The 18138-nt window shown below is 64.3% G+C and carries 18 protein-coding genes; 7 read left to right on the top strand and 11 right to left on the bottom strand.

Features of this window, described 5'->3' with window-relative positions; translation table 11 throughout:
* Positions 1 to 209 precede the first annotated feature (209 nt).
* The 4 genes from NGK62_RS14820 to NGK62_RS14805 form a co-directional block, all read right to left on the bottom strand.
* Complete coding sequence (locus NGK62_RS14820; protein WP_251878883.1) at positions 210 to 1505, bottom strand: DUF6602 domain-containing protein; 1296 nt, start codon at positions 1503 to 1505, stop codon at positions 210 to 212.
* A 63-nt stretch (positions 1506 to 1568) separates the two neighbouring features.
* Positions 1569 to 1760 (bottom strand): hypothetical protein, encoded by a 192-nt coding sequence (locus NGK62_RS14815; protein ID WP_251878881.1) that lies wholly within the window; start codon positions 1758 to 1760, stop codon positions 1569 to 1571.
* Positions 1761 to 2064: 304 nt separating this feature from the next.
* Positions 2065 to 3054 carry a tripartite tricarboxylate transporter substrate binding protein gene (locus tag NGK62_RS14810; RefSeq protein ID WP_118931483.1) on the bottom strand — a complete coding sequence of 330 codons (990 nt, stop codon included), beginning with the start codon at positions 3052 to 3054 and terminating at the stop codon, positions 2065 to 2067.
* A gap of 134 nt (positions 3055 to 3188) precedes the next feature.
* A complete protein-coding gene (locus tag NGK62_RS14805; RefSeq protein WP_251878879.1) occupies positions 3189 to 4004 on the bottom strand; it encodes a LysR family transcriptional regulator in 816 nt (271 codons plus the stop codon).
* 111 nt (positions 4005 to 4115) lie between these two features.
* On the opposite strand from NGK62_RS14805, the gene NGK62_RS14800 reads away from it, so the two are divergent.
* Positions 4116 to 4850, top strand: a complete 735-nt coding sequence (locus tag NGK62_RS14800) for an SDR family oxidoreductase (RefSeq protein WP_251878877.1) — start codon at positions 4116 to 4118, stop codon at positions 4848 to 4850.
* 28 nt (positions 4851 to 4878) lie between these two features.
* On the opposite strand, the gene gstA is transcribed toward NGK62_RS14800, so the two are convergent.
* Complete coding sequence (gene gstA, locus NGK62_RS14795; RefSeq protein ID WP_251878875.1) at positions 4879 to 5484, bottom strand: glutathione transferase GstA; 606 nt, start codon at positions 5482 to 5484, stop codon at positions 4879 to 4881.
* Between the two features lie 97 nt (positions 5485 to 5581).
* On the opposite strand from gstA, the gene NGK62_RS14790 reads away from it, so the two are divergent.
* Both NGK62_RS14790 and NGK62_RS14785 read left to right on the top strand, forming a co-directional pair.
* On the top strand, positions 5582 to 6490 hold the full coding sequence (locus NGK62_RS14790; RefSeq protein ID WP_251878873.1) for a LysR family transcriptional regulator: 909 nt from the start codon (positions 5582 to 5584) through the stop codon (positions 6488 to 6490).
* Between the two features lie 110 nt (positions 6491 to 6600).
* The gene (locus tag NGK62_RS14785) at positions 6601 to 7449 is read left to right on the top strand and encodes a DMT family transporter (RefSeq protein ID WP_251878871.1); all 849 of its coding nucleotides are present in this window, start codon (positions 6601 to 6603) and stop codon (positions 7447 to 7449) included.
* Positions 7450 to 7458: 9 nt separating this feature from the next.
* Here NGK62_RS14785 and NGK62_RS14780 read toward each other — a convergent pair whose 3' ends face one another.
* Positions 7459 to 8583: an FUSC family protein gene (locus NGK62_RS14780; protein ID WP_118931477.1), complete on the bottom strand. Its 1125-nt coding sequence runs from the start codon at positions 8581 to 8583 to the stop codon at positions 7459 to 7461.
* A 140-nt stretch (positions 8584 to 8723) separates the two neighbouring features.
* On the opposite strand from NGK62_RS14780, the gene NGK62_RS14775 reads away from it, so the two are divergent.
* A complete protein-coding gene (locus tag NGK62_RS14775) occupies positions 8724 to 9740 on the top strand; it encodes an amino acid ABC transporter substrate-binding protein (RefSeq protein ID WP_059373945.1) in 1017 nt (338 codons plus the stop codon).
* A gap of 32 nt (positions 9741 to 9772) precedes the next feature.
* Here NGK62_RS14775 and NGK62_RS14770 read toward each other — a convergent pair whose 3' ends face one another.
* Positions 9773 to 10693, bottom strand: a complete 921-nt coding sequence (locus tag NGK62_RS14770) for a LysR family transcriptional regulator (protein ID WP_059373946.1) — start codon at positions 10691 to 10693, stop codon at positions 9773 to 9775.
* Between the two features lie 192 nt (positions 10694 to 10885).
* On the opposite strand from NGK62_RS14770, the gene NGK62_RS14765 reads away from it, so the two are divergent.
* The 3 genes from NGK62_RS14765 (at position 10886) to NGK62_RS14755 (ending at position 13759) form a co-directional block, all read left to right on the top strand.
* Positions 10886 to 11860, top strand: coding sequence for a Bug family tripartite tricarboxylate transporter substrate binding protein (locus NGK62_RS14765; protein ID WP_059373947.1), 975 nt, complete (start codon positions 10886 to 10888; stop codon positions 11858 to 11860).
* A gap of 11 nt (positions 11861 to 11871) precedes the next feature.
* The gene (locus NGK62_RS14760; RefSeq protein ID WP_251878869.1) at positions 11872 to 13317 is read left to right on the top strand and encodes a M81 family metallopeptidase; all 1446 of its coding nucleotides are present in this window, start codon (positions 11872 to 11874) and stop codon (positions 13315 to 13317) included.
* A 160-nt stretch (positions 13318 to 13477) separates the two neighbouring features.
* Positions 13478 to 13759, top strand: a complete 282-nt coding sequence (locus NGK62_RS14755; RefSeq protein WP_059373949.1) for a peptidylprolyl isomerase — start codon at positions 13478 to 13480, stop codon at positions 13757 to 13759.
* An 86-nt stretch (positions 13760 to 13845) separates the two neighbouring features.
* Here NGK62_RS14755 and NGK62_RS14750 read toward each other — a convergent pair whose 3' ends face one another.
* From NGK62_RS14750 to NGK62_RS14735, 4 genes are all read right to left on the bottom strand, one after another.
* Entirely contained in the window at positions 13846 to 14586 is a 741-nt protein-coding gene (locus NGK62_RS14750; RefSeq protein WP_059373950.1) for an ATP-binding cassette domain-containing protein, read from the bottom strand.
* Positions 14587 to 14598: 12 nt separating this feature from the next.
* Positions 14599 to 15561, bottom strand: coding sequence for a sugar ABC transporter substrate-binding protein (locus NGK62_RS14745; RefSeq protein ID WP_118931473.1), 963 nt, complete (start codon positions 15559 to 15561; stop codon positions 14599 to 14601).
* A 19-nt stretch (positions 15562 to 15580) separates the two neighbouring features.
* Positions 15581 to 16522: an ABC transporter permease gene (locus NGK62_RS14740; protein WP_059373952.1), complete on the bottom strand. Its 942-nt coding sequence runs from the start codon at positions 16520 to 16522 to the stop codon at positions 15581 to 15583.
* 84 nt (positions 16523 to 16606) lie between these two features.
* Entirely contained in the window at positions 16607 to 18115 is a 1509-nt protein-coding gene (locus NGK62_RS14735; RefSeq protein WP_251878867.1) for a xylulokinase, read from the bottom strand.
* Positions 18116 to 18138 lie beyond the last annotated feature (23 nt).

Genomic DNA, 18138 nt, shown 5'->3' with positions numbered 1-18138 from the left:
GGGCTTTGACTATCCAGTCCGACAGAAGCCAGATACCGGAAAAAATCGACACCTAGTGTCCTTGCCGCGCTACTCCAAAAAAATGGTTCCCGGCTACAAGGTAAGGTAGTGAAATCGTAGTCTGACACCTTTTATCCGCAAACAAAAATTCCCATCCGCGGCCACAACACCTTTACGCAGTTTCTTGGGGAAGGCAGTCCGTTCGACGACTAGAGAATGGTCATGTAGTAGGGATCGAGACCGTGCTCTTCACACCAAATCCTCAAACGCTCACCTGTGAAGTCAACGTAGCCAGTTCCGTCGGGGAACGATGCAATCAGAGCATGGCCAGACACTAGCTGAAGGACACTGCCCCGTTTGCTAAAGCCACTGGTCCCGATGAGTTCTGCGACAGGCCCGTCAAGTCCGGAGGAGTGCTTCTTGCCGATGTATTGAGCAAAGGAGTCATCTAGCTCGAGTTCGCCGCCATGCGCGCCGAGCATCTCTGCCACGGTGACCGCGGCGGCGCTGAGCTTCGAAGGTGCCCAAGCCGTGATAGCAGGACGTTTCAGTTGCTTGGTTGAGTATGACTGTCCCCTCACTTCAAACGCGGGCAAATCATCCTTGATAGTGCCCCGTGCGACGAGCAACTCTCGGAGGTTCTCCTGGTCGAGGTCGGCCCCGAAAGGCATGCGGACGTCGCAAAAATGCGAGATCTTTGTCCACAGGAATTCAAGCAAGGTCCTGGCGACATTGCGGGTTGCTGACGCCAGCAGCACCCACTCCCCATTCGACCGAAAAACGAGATATGGACGTCCAGTACATTTCACGACGCTGAACTGACCTGCCGTGATCAAGGAAGGCAAAAGTTCTGGCGTAGCGTTGCTACCCCTTCCGGCGTGCGATTCAACCACGTCCAAAATTGCTTCTCTTAGGCCGCGCTCAGTGGCGTACCCGTCAAAGCCGAGCAGCACGGTCACTGGGGCAAAGAGTTGGCGCGAGAGTGTCACGAAGAACAGCCGATCGGAATGGGGGAGTGCATCTAGCTCCTTAGCGGAGCGTGGCGCCGCTCGACCGGTCACTTTCTCATAAGAAGACCTCGCGGCGGCGAAGTCGAAGTCTTCATCAGCGTCAAGCCGAGCGATGAACTTTTTAAGGAAGAGCCTTTGGACTGCCGCTAAATGAGCAATTCCGTCCGTCAAGTCGGCTTTCCCAAGGGTCTTCTTCACTTCCAGGACACATAGAACCTGCTCGATAGGATAGATGTATTGGTCAGTCAATCCGTACTGCTGACCGTCACCACAAACGAGCATGCCGTCTATCTGATTAGGGATTCCATCAATGAAACCAGAGACTACACGTAGATCCAGTTCGGGCGGCAGGACAAATTCTTTTTCGATGCCCGCATTAGCTATCGCCTCGTAAGCGCTCCCGAGCGTGGGCATGTGCGGCATGTCGATCAACTTAACCTTCGTTCTCTCGGCTAAAACGAAGGATTCAAGTAGTTCTGCGGCATTTTTGATCATGCTAGAAATTAAGAGAGATTGTGCTTGGCATCGTTCAGCCGGGAGCCCGAATGCGCGCGTCGTTCAGTGCGACAGTCGCGCTATTACTTCGCGCCATCCGGGCCAGTCTGTTGTACCTGTAACGCCATCCCCGAGGTTGGTCCTTTCCCATTCGGCAAGCGCCTGCTTTTCCGTTTCGCTCATTTTGGGATGAAGCGTGACAATGCGTTCAATGGTGAGAAGGAAAGGATTCTCTTTGGTGGTCTTTTTGGTCATAACAATTCCTCTTGCATTTCGTTCTTAGGTCCGCAACCTGCGCACTCTGGGCCTCAATATTCCGCCCAGGTGGCCCACGACCAGTCCAGAGCGCGCCTGCCCATTTTCGCTCGGTTTGAGGATGCAAAGACGTGCCAGTTGCTCTCGGTATCGAGAGGTCGTCCAAATCTCGCATGAACTTGATGTATGGCACCTTCAATGCAGAGCACCACATCCTCAATTCAACGACGTCTAGGCGCCTCTGACCTCTCTCGCACTTGCTGACGAACGATTGCGTCTCTGTGCCTAGTTTCCCGCGAGACGGTCAATTCACGGTCACGCCCGCCTCGCGCACCACATCGCCCCACAAGGAAATCTCCTTCACGATCTGATCGCGAAAATCCTGCGGGCTACCCGGCGCGGCTTCTTCCCCGGTAGCCTTCAGACGATCAGCCATCTCGGGCATGACAACCGCGGCATTGATCGCGGCGTTGAGCTTGGCCTGCACCTGCGGCGGCACGCCCTTGGGCGCGATGATGCCGTACCACACCGTCACGTCATACGGCACGCCCGCCTCGCGCACCGTCGGGATGTCGGGCGCCGAGGACACGCGCTGCGGCAAGGTCACGGCCAGCACCTTCAGGCGCTTGTCCTCGCGGTAAGGCAGCGTCGAACCCGCCGTGGTCAGCATTACGTTGACCTGGCCTGATACCGTGTCCGTCAGAGCCGGCGCGGACCCCTTGTAGGGGATGTGGACCATGGTGATACCGGCCGTCTTCAAGAAGGCCTCCATCGCCAGATGCGATATGCCGCCCGTGCCGGACGAGGCATAGGTCAATCCGCCCGGCTTCTTCTTGGCCAGGGCCACCAGATCGCCCAGGCTGTCCGCCGGCACGCCGGGATTGACCGACACGAAGAAGGGGGCACGCGCGATCATGCCGATCGGCGTCATGTCTTCCACCGGATCGAACGGCAGCTTGTACAGGCTGGGGTTGACGGAATAGCTATTGGAAATCAAGGTCAGGGTGTAGCCATCGGGCGCTGCCTTCAGGCCCTGCTCCACGCCCAGCTTGCCGCCCGCGCCTGGGCGGTTCTCCACCACCACGGGCTGCTTCAGGCCATCGGACAGCAGCTGCCCCAGAAGACGCGCGATCCCGTCATTGCCGCCTCCGGCGGCAAAGGGCACGATCAGCTTGATCGGCTGTGAAGGGTAGTCGTCCGCGTGCGCATTGGAAACCGATGCGGCAAACGCCACGGCAGCCAGCGTCATCCCCAATACCGCCCTGCCCAGCTTGGCGCCGGATAGCATCGTCATAGTTATCTCCTCTCTTATCGGCCGCTGCGCGGCCACGTTTATTGGCGAAAAGGCGCAAGACTACAACTTAACGAGTGAAGTTGCAGTCTTGCGCCCTGCTTTCCGCGACGCTCGGTTGCGTTGGCCGGCCTTTTTTATGTTGCGTGCGTGGTCTGAAACGCATGATCCCGAAACCGCTCCACCAGGGTTGCCACGGCGGATTTGTCCAGCGCTTGCACCGCATAGCAAAGCCCGATGCGCCGCGACATCTCCAGCCCTTCCAGCGGCCTGGTCTTCACGCCGGCCTGACTGCGAGCAAGGGACTCCGGCGCCACGCATATGCCTGCGCCAGCCGCCGTCAATGCCAATGCCAGGCGCAGCGATCCTGCGTGGGCGGCCGGCGTGTTTGCCCCGGCGCCATAGTAGGGAAGCAGACGCTGATGCGTCGGATGATCCGGGCACACGATCCAGGGCAATGCGGCTTCGGCGCCGCTGCCTGCCGGTCTGGCCAGCACGTAAGGATCGACGGATAGCGGCAGGAACAGCTCGTCCTCGCAGCGCTCGTCCTCGGTCGCCAGCCGGGCATCGCCCTGACACCCCTCAAGCAGGCTCACGAAAAGCGTCGGCACGGCCTCCCGCGCCGCGCGCATGAAGGCGGCAATGTCCTGTCCCGCAATGTCCGCCTCCACGCCGATTTCGATGCGCGACGCAGACGAACCCTGGCGGAACTGATGCGTCATCGAGTCCGTTTGCGACAGGATGCGGCGCGCCTGCGGATACAAGATGCGGGCGTCCTCCGTCACGGCCACGCCGCGCGCCTGGCGCGCGAACAATTGCGTGCCCAGCAAGTCCTCCAGGCTCTTGATCGTGCCGGACAGCGCGGGCTGGCTCAGGTGCAAACGGCGGGCAGCGGCCGTGATGTTGCGCTCTTCGAAGACGGCGACAAAGGCCTTGAGCTGACGGCTATCCATAAGTTTTTCCGATTTCTTCCAAAGGAATAAACCATTTCTCAGGGAAAACCCCTGGGAATAGAATGATTCCCGACACTCAAGCATACATAAAACCGATATCAGGAGTCCGCCATGTCTACCTTGAAAAAGCCCCTCGTCATCATCACGGGCGCCAGTTCCGGCATAGGCCTGGCCACCGCCCGCCTGTTCTCGGCCCACGGCCACCCGCTGCTGCTGCTGGCGCGCCGGCTGGAAAAAATGCAGGCGCTGAACCTGCCCGACACCCTGGCGCTATCCGTGGACGTGACCGACCGCGCCGCGCTGGCCGCCGCTGTGCAGGAAGGCGAGGCGCGCTTCGGTCCGGCCGATGCGCTCATCAACAATGCGGGCGTCATGCTGTTGGGCGACATTACGCGCCAGGACCCGGATCAATGGGACCGGATGCTGGACGTGAACGTCAAAGGCGTGCTGAACGGCGTGCATGCGATCGCGGCGGGCATGGTGCAGCGCAAGCGCGGCAGCATCATCAACATCAGTTCAGTCGCCGGGCGCAAGACCTTCCCCAATCACGTGGCTTACGTGGGCACCAAGTTCGCCGTGCACGGCCTCTCGGAAAACCTGCGCGAGGAACTGTCGGCGCACAACGTGCGCGTGACCACCATCGCGCCGGGCGCCGTGGAAACCGAGCTGCTGGGCCATACCACCGACGCGGACATCAAGACGGGCTACGAAGCCTGGAAGGCCGAGATGGGCGGCAAGGTGCTGGCCGCCGAGGACGTGGCCAACGCCATCCACTACGCCTATGCACAGCCGGAAGGCGTGTGCGTGCGCGAAATCGTGCTGGCGGCCACGCGCCAGCAAGCGTGAGGCATCCGTTGCCGTGACCGTATGACGTTCAGCCCTGCGCCTCCGCGCGCAGCGCGGCCTGCACCGCGGGGCGCTCTCCGATGCGCGCGGCGTATGCCGCCAGGGATGGCCAGCGACCCAGGTCGATCGCGAAGAACCTGCACCACCCCAGCACGGTAAACAGATAGGCATCGGCCACGCTGAACTGCTCGCCCATCAAGTAGGTGCTTTCGGCCAGGATGCCGTCCAGGTAGTCGAAGCGCTTGAAGAGCCGTTCGCGGAAATGCGCCTTGGCGGCTTCGGGCAAGGCAGTCTGGAACAAGGGCGCCGAGCCCGCGTGGATCTCGCTGCTCACGAAATTGAGCCATTCCTGCAGGCGTGTACGCTCGCGCGTGCCGTTGAGCGGCGCTAGCTGCATGGCGGGCCGCAGGTCGGCAAGGTACTGAACGATGGCCGGTCCTTCCGTCAGCACGTCGCCCTGGTCCAGTTCCAGCGCGGCGACATAGCCTTTGGGATTGATGGTGCGGAAATCGCGGCCGTCCGCGGTCTGCTTGGTCTGGTTGTTTACCTTGACCAGTTCGAATGGCAGCTCCAGTTCGCGCAAGACGATATGCGGCGACAGCGAGCAGGTATGCGGGGCGTAGTAGAGCTTCATGACATCTCCAGGGAACAACAGGGGAGCAGTCTCTCGCGCCGCTACACACAGGTAAAATTAATGCTCCATTCTCTTATCATTAGCTCAGCTACTTAATATGTTGAACCTGGGGCATTGGCGCCTGCTCGTCGCGACGGCCGACACGGCCAACATCTCGCGCGCCGCCGAGCGCGTGGGCATTACCCAGTCGGGCGCCAGCCAGGCCATTGCGCAACTGGAAGCGTCGCTGGGGCTCCAGGTTTTCACCCGTTCGCGCAAGGAAGTGGCGGTAACCGCCCTGGGCGAACAGGTCATCGATCACGCCCGCGCGATGCTGTCTCACCTGGAGTCCATCCGCGCGCTTGCCGACGACAGCCAGGGACTGAGCCAGGGCCGCATCCGCCTGGGCAGCTTTCCCTCGGTCATCTCGACGCTGCTGCCCTCCCTGCTGCATAGCTTCCGGCAGCGCCACCCCGGCATCGAGGTGGTGGCCTTGGAAGGTACGGATGAAGAGGTCGAGGATTGGCTGTCGCGCGGCGCCATCGATCTGGGCGTGGTGATGAACCCCACAGCACCAAGGCAAGCCCTGATCCTGGGCCGCGACCGCTGGATGGCGCTGCTGCCCGGCGCACACCCATTCAGCCGCCGCGCGTCGTCGCGGGGTATTGCGCTGGCCGACTTGGCCGATGAGCCGTTCATTCTGGCGACCGGCGGCTGTGCCGTGAATGGCCTGAGCCTTGCGCGCAAGGCCGGGCTGGAGCTCAACGACATCCGCGTTACGGTCCGCGATTGGGCCAGCGCCTGCGCGTTGGTGCGCGAGGGCATGGGGGCCGCGGTGGTTCCCGAGTCCACCCTGCCCTCGGACATGCGCCAGCTCCGGGCCTTGCCGCTGACGCCGGCGGCGCGCAGGGAGTTCGGCCTGGTGCGCTCCGCGGCCAGCCGGAAATCCGCGGCGGTGGACGCGCTTTGGAAGCATGCAGCCCTCGCCTTCAGTCCAAAGGCTTCGGCCAAAGTACGTACCCGCTGAGACGAACCGCACGCGCATCCCCCTCCCCCCGGCAGTGGAAACTCCGCGCTACGATCTGGTTGTCGTTCCATCTGGATTCGCGAAGCGCTGCCCTAGGGAAACAACGCGCCATGACACCCCGCCTGTACGCGCTTACCCTGCTCTCCATGCTCGCCTTCGCCGGCAACTCGCTGCTGTGCCGCCTTGCGCTCAAGCACACCGCCATCGATCCCGCCACCTTCGTGGCCATCCGCATCGCTTCCGGCGCATTGGTGCTGTGGCTGGTGTTGCGCCTTCGCAAACCGGCGAAACAGCTGGAAGGCAATTGGCGTGGTGCGTCGGCGCTGCTGGCCTATGCCGTGGCCTTCGCCTATGCGTACACCCAGATCTCGGCTGGCACGGGCGCCTTGCTGCTGTTCGCGTCGATCCAGATCAGCATGATCCTGTATGGATTCTTCATCGGCGAGAGGCTGAGCGCCACGCAGGGGCTGGGCATAGGACTGGCGGTGGCCGGTCTGGTGATCCTGATGCTGCCCAGCGTCAGCGCGCCGCCGTTGTTCCACGCCTTGCTGATGATAGTGGCCGGCATCGCGTGGGGCGCCTATTCGTTGCTGGGCCGCGGCGCCAAGGACGCGGCGTCGGCGACGGCGGGCAACTTCATCCGCGCCGCGCCTGTCGCGTTGCTGCTATTCCTGCTGCATGGGCTGAGCTCACGCGTGAGCTACGATGCCGCGGGCGTGGCATATGCCGTGGCTTCCGGTGCGGTGACCTCAGGCCTGGGCTATGTCTTCTGGTACGCGGCGCTCAAAGGCCTGAAAGTGACTCACGCCGCCACCGTGCAGCTCAGCGTGCCGGTGTTGACGGCATTTGGCGGCACCCTGTTCCTGGATGAGCCTGTGACCGGCATCCTGGTAACGGCGTCGGTACTGATCCTGCTCGGCATCGCGTTGGTGGTGCTGGTCAAGAAGCAGCCCCCCTGAAAGCCCGCTTCAATTCACCCGCTTGGGCAGCACCGCCCGCATCCAGCGCGACAGGCGCGGCCGGATGCGCTGGTTGTGCAGCAGCACCGCGCCCACGGCGCCGATGAATGCGCCGACCACCGTATCCAGGAAGCGCGCCTCGATGACGGCCGCGGGATAGCCCTGGCCCAGGTGCGGCGCCTCGGCCAGGAAGATCGTCAGGGGCGTGATCAACACCACGGCGCTGGCGTAGTGGCGCACCACCAGCGTTTCGATGCCGAACGACAGCGCCATCATCACCAGGCTCAGCGTCCACACGTTCAGCGGCAGGCTCAACAAGGCCCATGCCACGCACAAGCCCACGGCGGTACCCAGGATGCGATGCAGCTGACGGTTCCAGGCGGCCATCAAGGTCGCGCCCTGGATAATGGCCAGGCAGCTGACGGGCACCCAGTACGGGCGCGGCAATTGCAGCAGCTCGGCCACCAGCAGCGACACGCCCACGAAAAGGCCGATGATCACGGAGTCGTAGACCACGAAATCGAACGTGGGCCTGGGCAGCGCGGTTTCGGGCGGCGGCGGCGCGACCCGCGTCATGTGCAGGGAATACACAAACGCCACCAGGCACGCGACCAGGCTACCCAGGGCCACCATGCCGACGCGTGTGGGAATTTCTTCCACGCGCCCCGGCGTGTAGGCCGCGATCGCGGTCGCCATGATGTAGAACAGGCTGCCCGGCGGGCCCAGCCGGTAGCAGCGGCAGACCATGTTCACCACCATGGCAATGAAGGTCAGCGCCACCAGCATGACCGCGGGCCAGAACTGCGTCAGCGCGCCCACGGCATAGCAGGCCACCATGCCGAAGGACGCCGCCAGCAGCATCATCATGCGGTGCTGCAGCGAAGAATTGGGCAGGCTCAGGAACACCATGCCGCCCAGGCTGGACATCAGGCCGTAATCCATGCGTCCGAAATAGGCGCCCACCAACAAGGGCAGCCCTGAGGACAGGGCCGCGGCCAGGGGCATTTCCCAGGGCCGGTCGCTGGCGTTGACCCGGATCAGTTCGCGCCACACGCCCAATAGGCGCGCCTTGGCCCAGCTGTACCCGCGCCATGCGGCGGAGCCGCGCTCGGAGGGTTCTTCGTTCTTGTTCATGGACAGGCCTGTAGAAAATTCCGCCGGACGGATTTAACGGGAATTCCCTGATTCTCCCCCCTTATGCCGCTGGCTACCATTCGCCGCACCTCAGCCTTCGGCTGATCGCTACAAATGCGCCGGATGGCGCGGAGACACCCATGAAAGCACTCAAACTGGCCGCGGCAGGCACCGCCTTACTCATTTCGTCCTTGACCGCCCACGCCGGCGCGACTTTCGAGGCGGTCAAGAACAAGGGTTTCGTCCAATGCGGCGTGTCCACCGGCGTCGCCGGCTTCTCGGTGAACGACAGCAAGGGCGGCTGGATCGGCCTGGACGTGGACCTGTGCCGCGCGCTGGCCATCACCATGTTCGGCGACGCTTCCAAGGCCAAGATCATGGCCGTCAGCGCGCTGCAGCGCTTCACCGCCCTGCAATCCGGTGAAGTCGACGTGCTGCCCCGCAATACCACGCTCTCGTTGACCCGCGACACCACGCTGGGCCTGATCGGTGTGGGCGTGAACTACTACGACAGCCAGGGCATCATGGTGAACAAGTCCCTGAACGTGAAGAGCGCCAAGGAGCTGGACGGCGCCACGGTCTGCGTGCAGCCCGGCACCACCACCGAACTCAACCTGGCCGACTGGTTCCGCTCGCAGAACATCGTCTTCAAGCCCGTGGTCGTCGAGCGCCTGGACGAGATCATCCGCGCCTTCGCGGTGGGCCGTTGCGACGCCTTCACCGGCGACAAGTCGCAGCTGGCCGCGGCGCGCAGCAACCTCGAAAACCCGGAAAAGTACGACATCCTGCCGGAGAACTTCTCCAAGGAGCCGCTGGGTCCGATGGTCCGCCAGGGCGACGAGCAATGGTTCAACGTCGTGCGCTGGACCCTGTTCGCCATGCTGGAAGCCGAGGAATACGGCATCACGTCCAAGAACGTCGACGAAATGCTCAAGAGCACCAATCCCAACGTGCAGCGCCTTTTGGGCGTGACGCCGGGCATGGGCAAGAACCTGGGCGTGGACGACAAGTGGGCCTACAACATCATCAAGAACATCGGCAACTACGGCGAGAGCTTTGAGAAGAACCTGGGCCCCAGCAGCCCGCTGAAGCTGCCGCGCGGCCTGAACGCGTCTTACCGCGACGGCGGCCTGATGTACGGCTGGCCCGTGCGCTAAAGGCACGGCAGGACGGCGCCAGGCATCGCCCGCTACGGCTTCGCGCCGTGGAACAGCGGCGATGCCTGGATTTTTTCCAGCATGCCTCTTGCGGCGCTGGTCAGCGGCCGATTGGCCCGCACGATCAAGCGCGTCTGCGCCGCTTCGAAGATGGGATTGGTGGTGCGCAGCGCCACCAGCTCGCCTCGCGCGACCTCTTTCACCACCGAGTTCGCCGACGTGAAGGTCAGCCCCAGACGGCTTTCCACATAGCGCTTGAGCGTCACCACCGAGTTGGCGATGAAGTTGGGCGACAGCACGATGTTCTCGGACAGCTCAGCCATCTCGATCAGCTGGCGCAAACCGAAGCCCGGCCCCATCAGCGCGATCGGATAGCGCGCCACGTCCTTCAGCGTCGGCCGCTTGCGCTGCCGGGCCAGCGGATGATCCGGCCACGCGATCACGCACAGCGGATGGTTGCGCGTGTGCACCACGCGTATGCCGGGGTCCGCCGGCGCGCCGAACACCACGCCTATATGCGCGTCGTCGTGCACCACAGCGCGCACCGCGTCGGAAGCGCCGGCCACTTTCAACGAAACCCGCACGCCAGGATGCTGCCGGCAGAACGCATCCACCACGCCGCTCATCAGGATATCGACGAAGCCCTCGCTGGTAACGATCTGGATGTCGCCGCGTTGCAACCCGTTGACCTCGTCCAGCCGGGCGCGCAAGGCCTGCTCGCTGGCCTGCCGGTCGCGGCAGTGATCCATCACAATCGCGGCCATGTCGGTGGGCACGATACCGCGGCCCTTGCGCTCCAGCAGCGCCACGCCCAATTCCGTCTCCAGCAGCTGGATCTGGCGACTGACGATGGAAGGCTCCACGCCCAGGCGTTCCGCCGCCCCGCGCACCGATCCGGTGGTGACCGCCTCGAAGAAGTACTGCAGGCGCCGCGCGCTCAAACCTCCGTCCATACTTGTCCCCATTTCTATGATTTCTTCAAATCGTTGCCTTTTTAGCAACAAACTTCCCCTCAGCTTACATTGATTTACAGGGCGGCGATTGCGAATAATGCGCGTACTTTCAAATCCGCTCGGTTGCGAGCCGCAAGCTGGAAGCCAGCAGCGGCGGCAATGCGAGGTAACGCCCATTTCGAGCCTTAAAGCATGAAACTCTTCGCTTCGATCCTCGCTGCCGCAACCCTGAGCGTATTCAGTCAGCAAGCCGCGGTCGCTTCCCCGGAGGCCGCCTACCCGAGCAAGCCCGTCAAGCTCGTGGTCGGCTACGCGCCGGGCGGCTCGTCCGACGCCGTCGCGCGGCTGATCGCCGGCCGCCTGTCGGACAAGCTGGGCCAGACCTTCGTGGTCGAAAACCGTCCCGGCGCCGCCAGCAACATCGCCGCCGCCACCGTGGCGCGCTCGCCCAACGACGGCTACACCATCCTGCTGGGCTCGAACGCCAGCACCATCAACGTGTCTCTGTACAAGGAACTGTCCTTCGACTTCCAGAAGGACTTCGCGCCGGTGGCGCTGCTGACGCGCTTCCCCAACATCATGGTGGTGAACAACACCGTGCCGGCCAAGACGGTGCAGGAGTTCATCGACTACGCCAAGGCCAACCCCAAGAACATCTTCTTCGCCTCGTCCGGCGCGGGCTCGTCCACGCGCCTGTCGGCGGAACTGTTCAAGATGATGACCGGCGTGCAGATGGAGCACGTGCAGTACAAGGGCAGCGCGCCTGCCCTCACCGACCTGATGGCCGGCCGCATCCAGGTGATGTTCGACACCGCGCCTTCCGTCATGCAGCTCATCCAGGGCGGCAAGCTGCGCGCACTGGGCGTCACCAGCGCTACCGTGCAGCCCTTCGCGCCCGAGATCCCCACCATCGACGCCACCGTCAAGGGCTACGAGATGACGTCCTGGTACGCGCTGTTCGCGCCCACCGGCACGCCCGCGGGCATCGTGGAAAAGCTGAACAAGGAAGTCAACGCGATCCTGGCAGAGAAGGAAATCCAGGAAAAGCTCGCCGGCATGGTCGCCACGCCCGGCGGCGGTACGACCGAAGAACTGCGCCAGCACGTCGCTTCCGAAATCGCCAAGTACGCCGACGTGGTCAAGGCCTCCGGCGCCACCGCGGACTAAGCACTCGTACCATGCGCGTTTTCACCGGTTCGCTGTCCACGGAAACCAATACGTTCGCTCCGCTGCCCACCTCGCTGGATGACTTCGCCGACCGGGGCTACTACCCCGCCGGCACCCATCCCGCCGAGATGACCATCTTCAGCGGACCCCTGTGGGCAGCGCGCCAGCGCGGCGCGCAACACGGCTGGACCGTGATCGAAGGCATGGCCGCCGGCGCCCAGCCCGGCGGCATCACCACCCGCCACGCTTACGAAACGCTGCGCGATGAACTGCTGCGCGACCTGCGGCAAGCGCTGCCCGTCGACATGGTGGTGCTGGGCCTGCACGGCGCCATGGTGGCCGACGGCTACGAAGACTGCGAAGGCGATCTGCTGGCGCGCATACGCGAAATCGTCGGCCCCGAGGTCGTGGTGGGCGCGGAGCTGGATCCGCACTGCCACCTGTCGGACGCCATGGTCGCCAACGCCGACATGCTGGTCGCCTACAAGGAATATCCCCACACCGACATCCGCGAACGCGCGTTGGAATTGGTGGACTTCTGCGCGGCGCTCGTCGATCGGCGCATTGCTCCTGTGGCCGCCGTGGTCGACTGCGATATGGTCGTCACCATCCGCACGCCACAGGAACCGGCGCGCAGCTACATCGACCGCATCAGCGCGCTGGAAGGCCGCGACGGCATACTCTCCATTTCCTTGGTGCACAGCTTCGCCTGGGGCGATGTGCCAGACATGGGGACCAAGCTGCTGGTCTATGCCGATGGCAATGCCCGAGCCGCCCAGCAACTGGCGCGGCGCCTGGCTGACGAGCTGATAGGCATGCGCGAAGCATTGACGCCCGTCTACCCCAAACCGGACGAAGCCATCGACCAGGCTTTGGCATACGGCGCAACGCCGGTCGTCATCGCCGATGCGGCCGACAATCCCGGCGGCGGCGGCGCGGGTGACTCCACACTCCTGCTGCGGCGTCTGCTGGAAAGAGGTGTGCGCAATGTGGCTATCGGCCCCATGTGGGACCCCATCGCCGTCCGCATCGCTTTCAGCGCCGGCGTAGGCGCGCGCTTGCCCTTGCGCATCGGGGGCAAGATCAGCCCCCTGTCCGGGGACCCGCTGGACCTGATGTGCACGGTCAAGGCGCTGGTGCCGGACATGGTCATGACGGGATTGTCCGGATCGCCGGCAGTCGTAGGGAATTCCGCCCTGGTCGAGGCAGATGGCATCGAGATCGTGCTGATCACGGTACGGGCGCAAGCCATGGATATCGATGTTTTCACGCAGCTGGGCTGCCGGCTGGAGGAGAAGGCGCTGATCGTGGTGAAGTCGGCGCAGCACTTCCAGGCGTCGTTCGCCAAGGTGGCGCGGGCTGTGGTGTTTGCGGATGCGCCGGGGTCGGCGACGTTGGATCAGAGCAAGCTGCCGTATAAGCATATTCATAGGCCAAAGTGGCCGATCGATATGTGACAAAGTTCCCTGCGCTCAGGCGGCCGGGCGTCTTGTATTGAAGGGATACACAACAGTCGTCAGCGGTTCATCATCCGCGAGTTACCCTAGCCTATCCAGCGCCCGTCCGCTGAATGCGTTACTCTCCCCCTCCCCAATTCAAGTCCGCAAGGAGCCCCAAATGGCACAAGCCTCCGCCCGCCACATCCTCGTCTCCACCGAAGCCAAGGCCAACGAACTGAAGACCGCCATCGAGAACGGCGGCGACTTCGCTCAGCTGGCCAAGGAAAACTCCAGCTGCCCGTCCTCGCGCGATGGCGGCAACCTGGGTACGTTCGGTCCGGGCCAGATGGTCAAGGAATTCGACACCGTGGTGTTCAGCGCCCCGGTCGGCGTGGTCCAGGGTCCCGTGAAGACCCAGTTCGGCTACCACCTGGTTGAAGTGACCAGCCGCAAGGACTAAGTCCCGCTGCTGCACGCGAGAAGGCCGCCGCCAGAAGAATCTGGCGGCGGCCTTTTTTTGTCTGCTCGAAAGAGCGCGCCAGGAATCTATTCCTTGCCCGTCATCACCATGTGCGCCAGCGCATCCGCGTCCAGCCCGGCCACGTCGCGCTCGATGACCTTGGTCCCGCTCTTCAGGATCGCAACCCTGTCCGCCAACGCCACCACGTCGGCCATGTTGTGGCTGATGAGGATCACGGTGCGCCCTTCCTCGCGCAGCTTGCGCACCAGGTTCAGCACCAGCGCGGTCTCCTTGACGCCCAGCGCGGCGGTGGGTTCGTCCATGATGACGACGCGGGCGTCCCAGCGCAGGGCGCGGGCGATGGCGACGGCCTGGCGCTGGCCGCCGGACATGCGTTCCACGGGCCGGTCCATGTCGTCGATGGGCACGGACAGGCGCTGCAGGTAGCCGCGCGCATCCTGCGCCATGCGGCGCTTGTCCAGGACGCTGAACGGACCCACGCGCCGCACCAGTTCGGCGCCCATGAAGATGTTTTCCCAGATCGACAGCCGCGGCGCCAGCGCCAGGTCCTGGTAGATGGTGGCGATGCCTTGCACCAGGGCGTCGTGGGGCGAGCCGAACATGACCTGCTGGCCGTTCAAGCTCATCGCGCCGCCGCTGGGTTCCTGCGCGCCGGAGATGATGCGGATCAGCGTGGACTTGCCCGCGCCGTTGTCGCCGCAGATGGCCATGACTTTGCCCTGGGGCACGTCCAGGTCCACGCCCTTCAGGGCTTCGACGGCGCCATACGACTTCTTGATCTGGCGTAGCGACAACGCGGCGGTCATGGCTGCTGGCTCTTACTTGGCGGGTTGCAGGAATTTCTGGACGTTGCTGGCGTCGACCAGGACGGAGTCCATGAACAGGTAGGGGCCGGCGGCGATGGTTTCCCTGGGTTCCTTCTTCACGACGATGCGGTCGATGGCGTAGATGGCCTTGGTGCCCATCTGCTCGAAGGGAATCATCATGGTGGCGGTGACGAGGCTGTTGGGATCGGCGATGCGGCGATAGGTTTCCGGGCTGCCGTCGACGGACACCAGCGTGATGTCGCCCTTCTTCATGCCCTGGGCCTGCAGCAGATCGTCGATAACATAGGCCTGGCCGTCGAACGAGGCCCAGATGCCCTTGAACTGGCCCTGATGGCGCAGCAGCAGCGCCTGCATGCCGTTGCGCACATCGTCGCGCCAGCTCTGGGTGCGGGCCATGCTGAACTTGGCCAGGTCCTTGACCGCGGTGTTCTCGGTCAGGACGGCGTCCAGCATCTTGCCGCGGATGCGGGTGCCGGAGTTGCCGTCGAAGCGGGCGGACAGGATATTGCCCTGGTAGCCCATCTTGCCCAGCATGTAGAGCACGGACTGGGCGCCAGTGGCGTATTCGTTGACCTCGACGTCGAACAGCATGTGGGGGCTGGCGCCGGACATCACGCCGACGACGGGTATGCCCTTCTCTTTGGCGGCCTGCAGCTGCGCATCGGTTTCAACGGGCTTTCCCATGGCGATGACGATGGCGTCGACCTTTTTGTTGACCAGGGTGTCGAGCTGTTCGGCCAGCTTGGGCAGCGACCCTTCGGCATTCAGCTGGGTCACGGTCCAGCCCTTGGAGCGGGCGGCTTCGGCAGCGGCGTTGGCGACGCGCGCGTGGGTTTCCGAAGACATCTGGAACGCGACGATACCCACATCGAAGGCGTGCGCGGCCGCGCCCATGGCCAGGGCCTGCACCGAAAACGCGGCCAACAGCAGATTGCGCATCAAGGATTTACGCATGGTTCTCTTCCCCTTCCGATCAGAATTTGAAGGCCGCTTTCTTCAGCACGGCCGATGACACCGCGACGGACGCGATGATGATGAAGCCCAGAACGATGTCCTGCACGTAATACGGCGCGCCCATGAGGACCAGGCCGTTGCCCAGCACCTTGAGGATCAGCGCGGCCACCAGCGTGCCAGGTATGTTGGCGTGGCCGGGGTTGAACATGGTCATGCCCAGCAGCACCGCGGCGATGGCGTACAGGAAGTAGTCGCCGGCCATGTTGGGCGCGGCCGAAGACAGGCTGGATGTGAGCAGCACGGCCGCCAGCCCCGCGCACAGGCCGGACAGCGCCAGGCCTATGCTCTTCATGGCGCGGATGTTGATGCCCGCCAGCCGCGCGGATTCGCCGGCCTCGCCGGTGGCGGTCATGCGGGCGCCGGTGCGGGTCCATTTCACCAAAAAGTAGGCAAGCAGCACGGCGCCCAGCATCCACAGCACCAGGGCGGGAACGCCGAAGGGCTTGCCGCGCGCGAGGTCCGTGAAGACGGCGGGCCAGCGGCCGACATAGGACACGCCATCGGTCAACATGAAGGCGAAGCCGCGCGCCATGGCCGCCATGCCCAGCGTCGCGATCAGTGAGGGCACGCGCAGCCGCGTGACGGCGATGCCGTTCACGAGGCCGCACAAAAGGCCTACGCCCAGGCCCGCGCCTATCGCCAGAAGCACCGGCTGACCGGTATGAACCAGGGCGCCCGTGACGACCGCCGCGAGGCTGGCGACGTCGGCCACGGACAGGTCCAGTTCGGCCGTGACCAGCGCCAGCGTAAAGCCGATGGCGATGATGGCCAGGAAGCTGGTTTCCTTGGCGATGTTCAAGAGATTATTGGGTGCCGCGAAATTCGGGGCCGCCAATGCGAAGAAAACCACCAGGACCAATCCCGCGATTGCCGTGCCGTACTTTTCCAGGATGCCGCGCATCGACTCAACCCTTGCTGCGTTTTGCTTGTTATGTGGGCGCGTCGCTGCGCCCCGCTGATGGCGAGGTAGTTTATACCTGGGCCATCAGCCCATGTCGATGCCGGCCAGCGCGCGCGACACGGGCGCCAGCGCGGCTTCCGCGGCGCGGAACTGGCGGTACATGCGGCGATAGGCATGCGCCCGCTCGGCCTGGGGCTCGTAGCGTTGCGCCACGCGCACCAGCGCGTCCTGGGCGGACGCGAAGCTGCCGTAGCGGCCCAGACCGGTCCAGGCGGCGACCGCCGCGCCCAGCACGCCGGGCTGCTCGGCCTGGCCTACCACCAGCGGACGTTCGCAGATGTCGGCCTTGACCTGGCACCATTGGGCATTGGACGCCGCGCCGCCGCCAAAGCGGATTTCTTCCACGGGACTGCCCAGCGCGCTTTCGGCGCGCTCCAGCACGATGCGGTTGAGGAAGGCCACCCCTTCCAGCACCGCCCAGGCCAAGTCGCCGGGGCCGTGGCGGCGGTTCAAGCCCAGGAAGGCGCCGCGCAGGTGCGGATCCCAATACGGCACCCGTTCGCCTTGCAGATAGGGAAGAAACAGCGCCGGCTGCGGATCGCGCGGCGCGTCGAGCAAGGCGTCCATGGCCTCGCCCACCCCGGCCATGCCTTCGTCGCCCAGGCGGCCCAGCAGCGGCAAGAGCCACGCCACCGTATCCGCGCCATTCTGGCCTGGTCCGCCAATCTGGTGATGCCCGCCGCCCCAGTCCACCGTCATCAGGCCTTGGGCCTGCACCGGCTCCGCGCCCACGGCGCCAAAAACTTCGGTGGTGCCGGAGATGTTGTAGGCGTAACCCGGGCGCAATGCGCCCAGGCCAGCCACGGCCGCCCAGGTGTCGTTGGCGCAAGCCACGACAGGACGTCCCGACAGACGCGCCAACGCGCCCGGCAGGCCCGCCTGCACGACGCCGACGACCTCCAGCGGGTCGAGCAGGCGCGGCACCCAGGCCGGATCGGCTCCCGTCGCCGTCAACAGGTCGGCGCAGTCGGGCCCGGCCGTCGCCGCTGCCGCCAGCCGCGCCATCGACACGGTGTCGCTCACGGCGCGTCCGGTCAGGCGGAAATTCAGGTAATCCTTGGGTTCCAGCACCAGCCGCACTCGCGCCGCGTGTTCGGGTTCGGCGTGCAACAGCCAGGCCACGCGCGCCCACGGATGGAAGGCGTTGATCTGTCCATGTTCGGGATGCGACGACGGCACAGACGCGAGCCATGCTTCCACATCCGCCGCCGCGCGCGTATCGCGCCAGGTGATCGCCGGCCGGATGGCGGCGCCATGCGCATCGATGAAGACCTGCGTGCGCGTGACGCCGCAGATCGCAATGGCCTCCACCGCATTGAAAGCGGCGTCCGCCTGCGCCGCCAGCGCATCGGCCAGGGCTTGCAGCCCGCGCCACCAGTCATCGGCGTCGATCTCGTCCCAGCCCGGATGGGCGGCAGGACTGGCACGCGCCGGACTTTCGATGAAACACGAATGCGCGATGCCGCCGCGATCGTCCACCAACGCGGCGCGAAAGCGCGTGCCACCCAGATCCACCGCCAGGACGTAGCTCATGCCGGCACCTGCATCAGGCGGAT

The organism is Achromobacter sp. Marseille-Q4954 (genome assembly GCF_943737025.1).
In the GTDB taxonomy this organism is placed as follows: domain Bacteria; phylum Pseudomonadota; class Gammaproteobacteria; order Burkholderiales; family Burkholderiaceae_B; genus Achromobacter; species Achromobacter bronchisepticus_A.
Note: the sequence above shows the minus strand (reverse complement) of the source record. Positions and strands in the feature narration are given on the sequence as shown.

What these genes read in the sequence shown, in the direction of transcription:
- NGK62_RS14820 (WP_251878883.1), bottom strand. Translation starts at nt 1,505, where the DNA reads ATGATCAAAAATGCCGCAGAACTACTTGAATCCTTCGTTTTAGCCGAG.
- NGK62_RS14815 (WP_251878881.1), bottom strand. Translation starts at nt 1,760, where the DNA reads ATGACCAAAAAGACCACCAAAGAGAATCCTTTCCTTCTCACCATTGAA.
- NGK62_RS14810 (WP_118931483.1), bottom strand. Translation starts at nt 3,054, where the DNA reads ATGACGATGCTATCCGGCGCCAAGCTGGGCAGGGCGGTATTGGGGATG.
- NGK62_RS14805 (WP_251878879.1), bottom strand. Translation starts at nt 4,004, where the DNA reads ATGGATAGCCGTCAGCTCAAGGCCTTTGTCGCCGTCTTCGAAGAGCGC.
- NGK62_RS14800 (WP_251878877.1), top strand. Translation starts at nt 4,116, where the DNA reads ATGTCTACCTTGAAAAAGCCCCTCGTCATCATCACGGGCGCCAGTTCC.
- gstA (WP_251878875.1), bottom strand. Translation starts at nt 5,484, where the DNA reads ATGAAGCTCTACTACGCCCCGCATACCTGCTCGCTGTCGCCGCATATC.
- NGK62_RS14790 (WP_251878873.1), top strand. Translation starts at nt 5,582, where the DNA reads ATGTTGAACCTGGGGCATTGGCGCCTGCTCGTCGCGACGGCCGACACG.
- NGK62_RS14785 (WP_251878871.1), top strand. Translation starts at nt 6,601, where the DNA reads ATGACACCCCGCCTGTACGCGCTTACCCTGCTCTCCATGCTCGCCTTC.
- NGK62_RS14780 (WP_118931477.1), bottom strand. Translation starts at nt 8,583, where the DNA reads ATGAACAAGAACGAAGAACCCTCCGAGCGCGGCTCCGCCGCATGGCGC.
- NGK62_RS14775 (WP_059373945.1), top strand. Translation starts at nt 8,724, where the DNA reads ATGAAAGCACTCAAACTGGCCGCGGCAGGCACCGCCTTACTCATTTCG.
- NGK62_RS14770 (WP_059373946.1), bottom strand. Translation starts at nt 10,693, where the DNA reads ATGGACGGAGGTTTGAGCGCGCGGCGCCTGCAGTACTTCTTCGAGGCG.
- NGK62_RS14765 (WP_059373947.1), top strand. Translation starts at nt 10,886, where the DNA reads ATGAAACTCTTCGCTTCGATCCTCGCTGCCGCAACCCTGAGCGTATTC.
- NGK62_RS14760 (WP_251878869.1), top strand. Translation starts at nt 11,872, where the DNA reads ATGCGCGTTTTCACCGGTTCGCTGTCCACGGAAACCAATACGTTCGCT.
- NGK62_RS14755 (WP_059373949.1), top strand. Translation starts at nt 13,478, where the DNA reads ATGGCACAAGCCTCCGCCCGCCACATCCTCGTCTCCACCGAAGCCAAG.
- NGK62_RS14750 (WP_059373950.1), bottom strand. Translation starts at nt 14,586, where the DNA reads ATGACCGCCGCGTTGTCGCTACGCCAGATCAAGAAGTCGTATGGCGCC.
- NGK62_RS14745 (WP_118931473.1), bottom strand. Translation starts at nt 15,561, where the DNA reads ATGCGTAAATCCTTGATGCGCAATCTGCTGTTGGCCGCGTTTTCGGTG.
- NGK62_RS14740 (WP_059373952.1), bottom strand. Translation starts at nt 16,522, where the DNA reads ATGCGCGGCATCCTGGAAAAGTACGGCACGGCAATCGCGGGATTGGTC.
- NGK62_RS14735 (WP_251878867.1), bottom strand. Translation starts at nt 18,115, where the DNA reads ATGAGCTACGTCCTGGCGGTGGATCTGGGTGGCACGCGCTTTCGCGCC.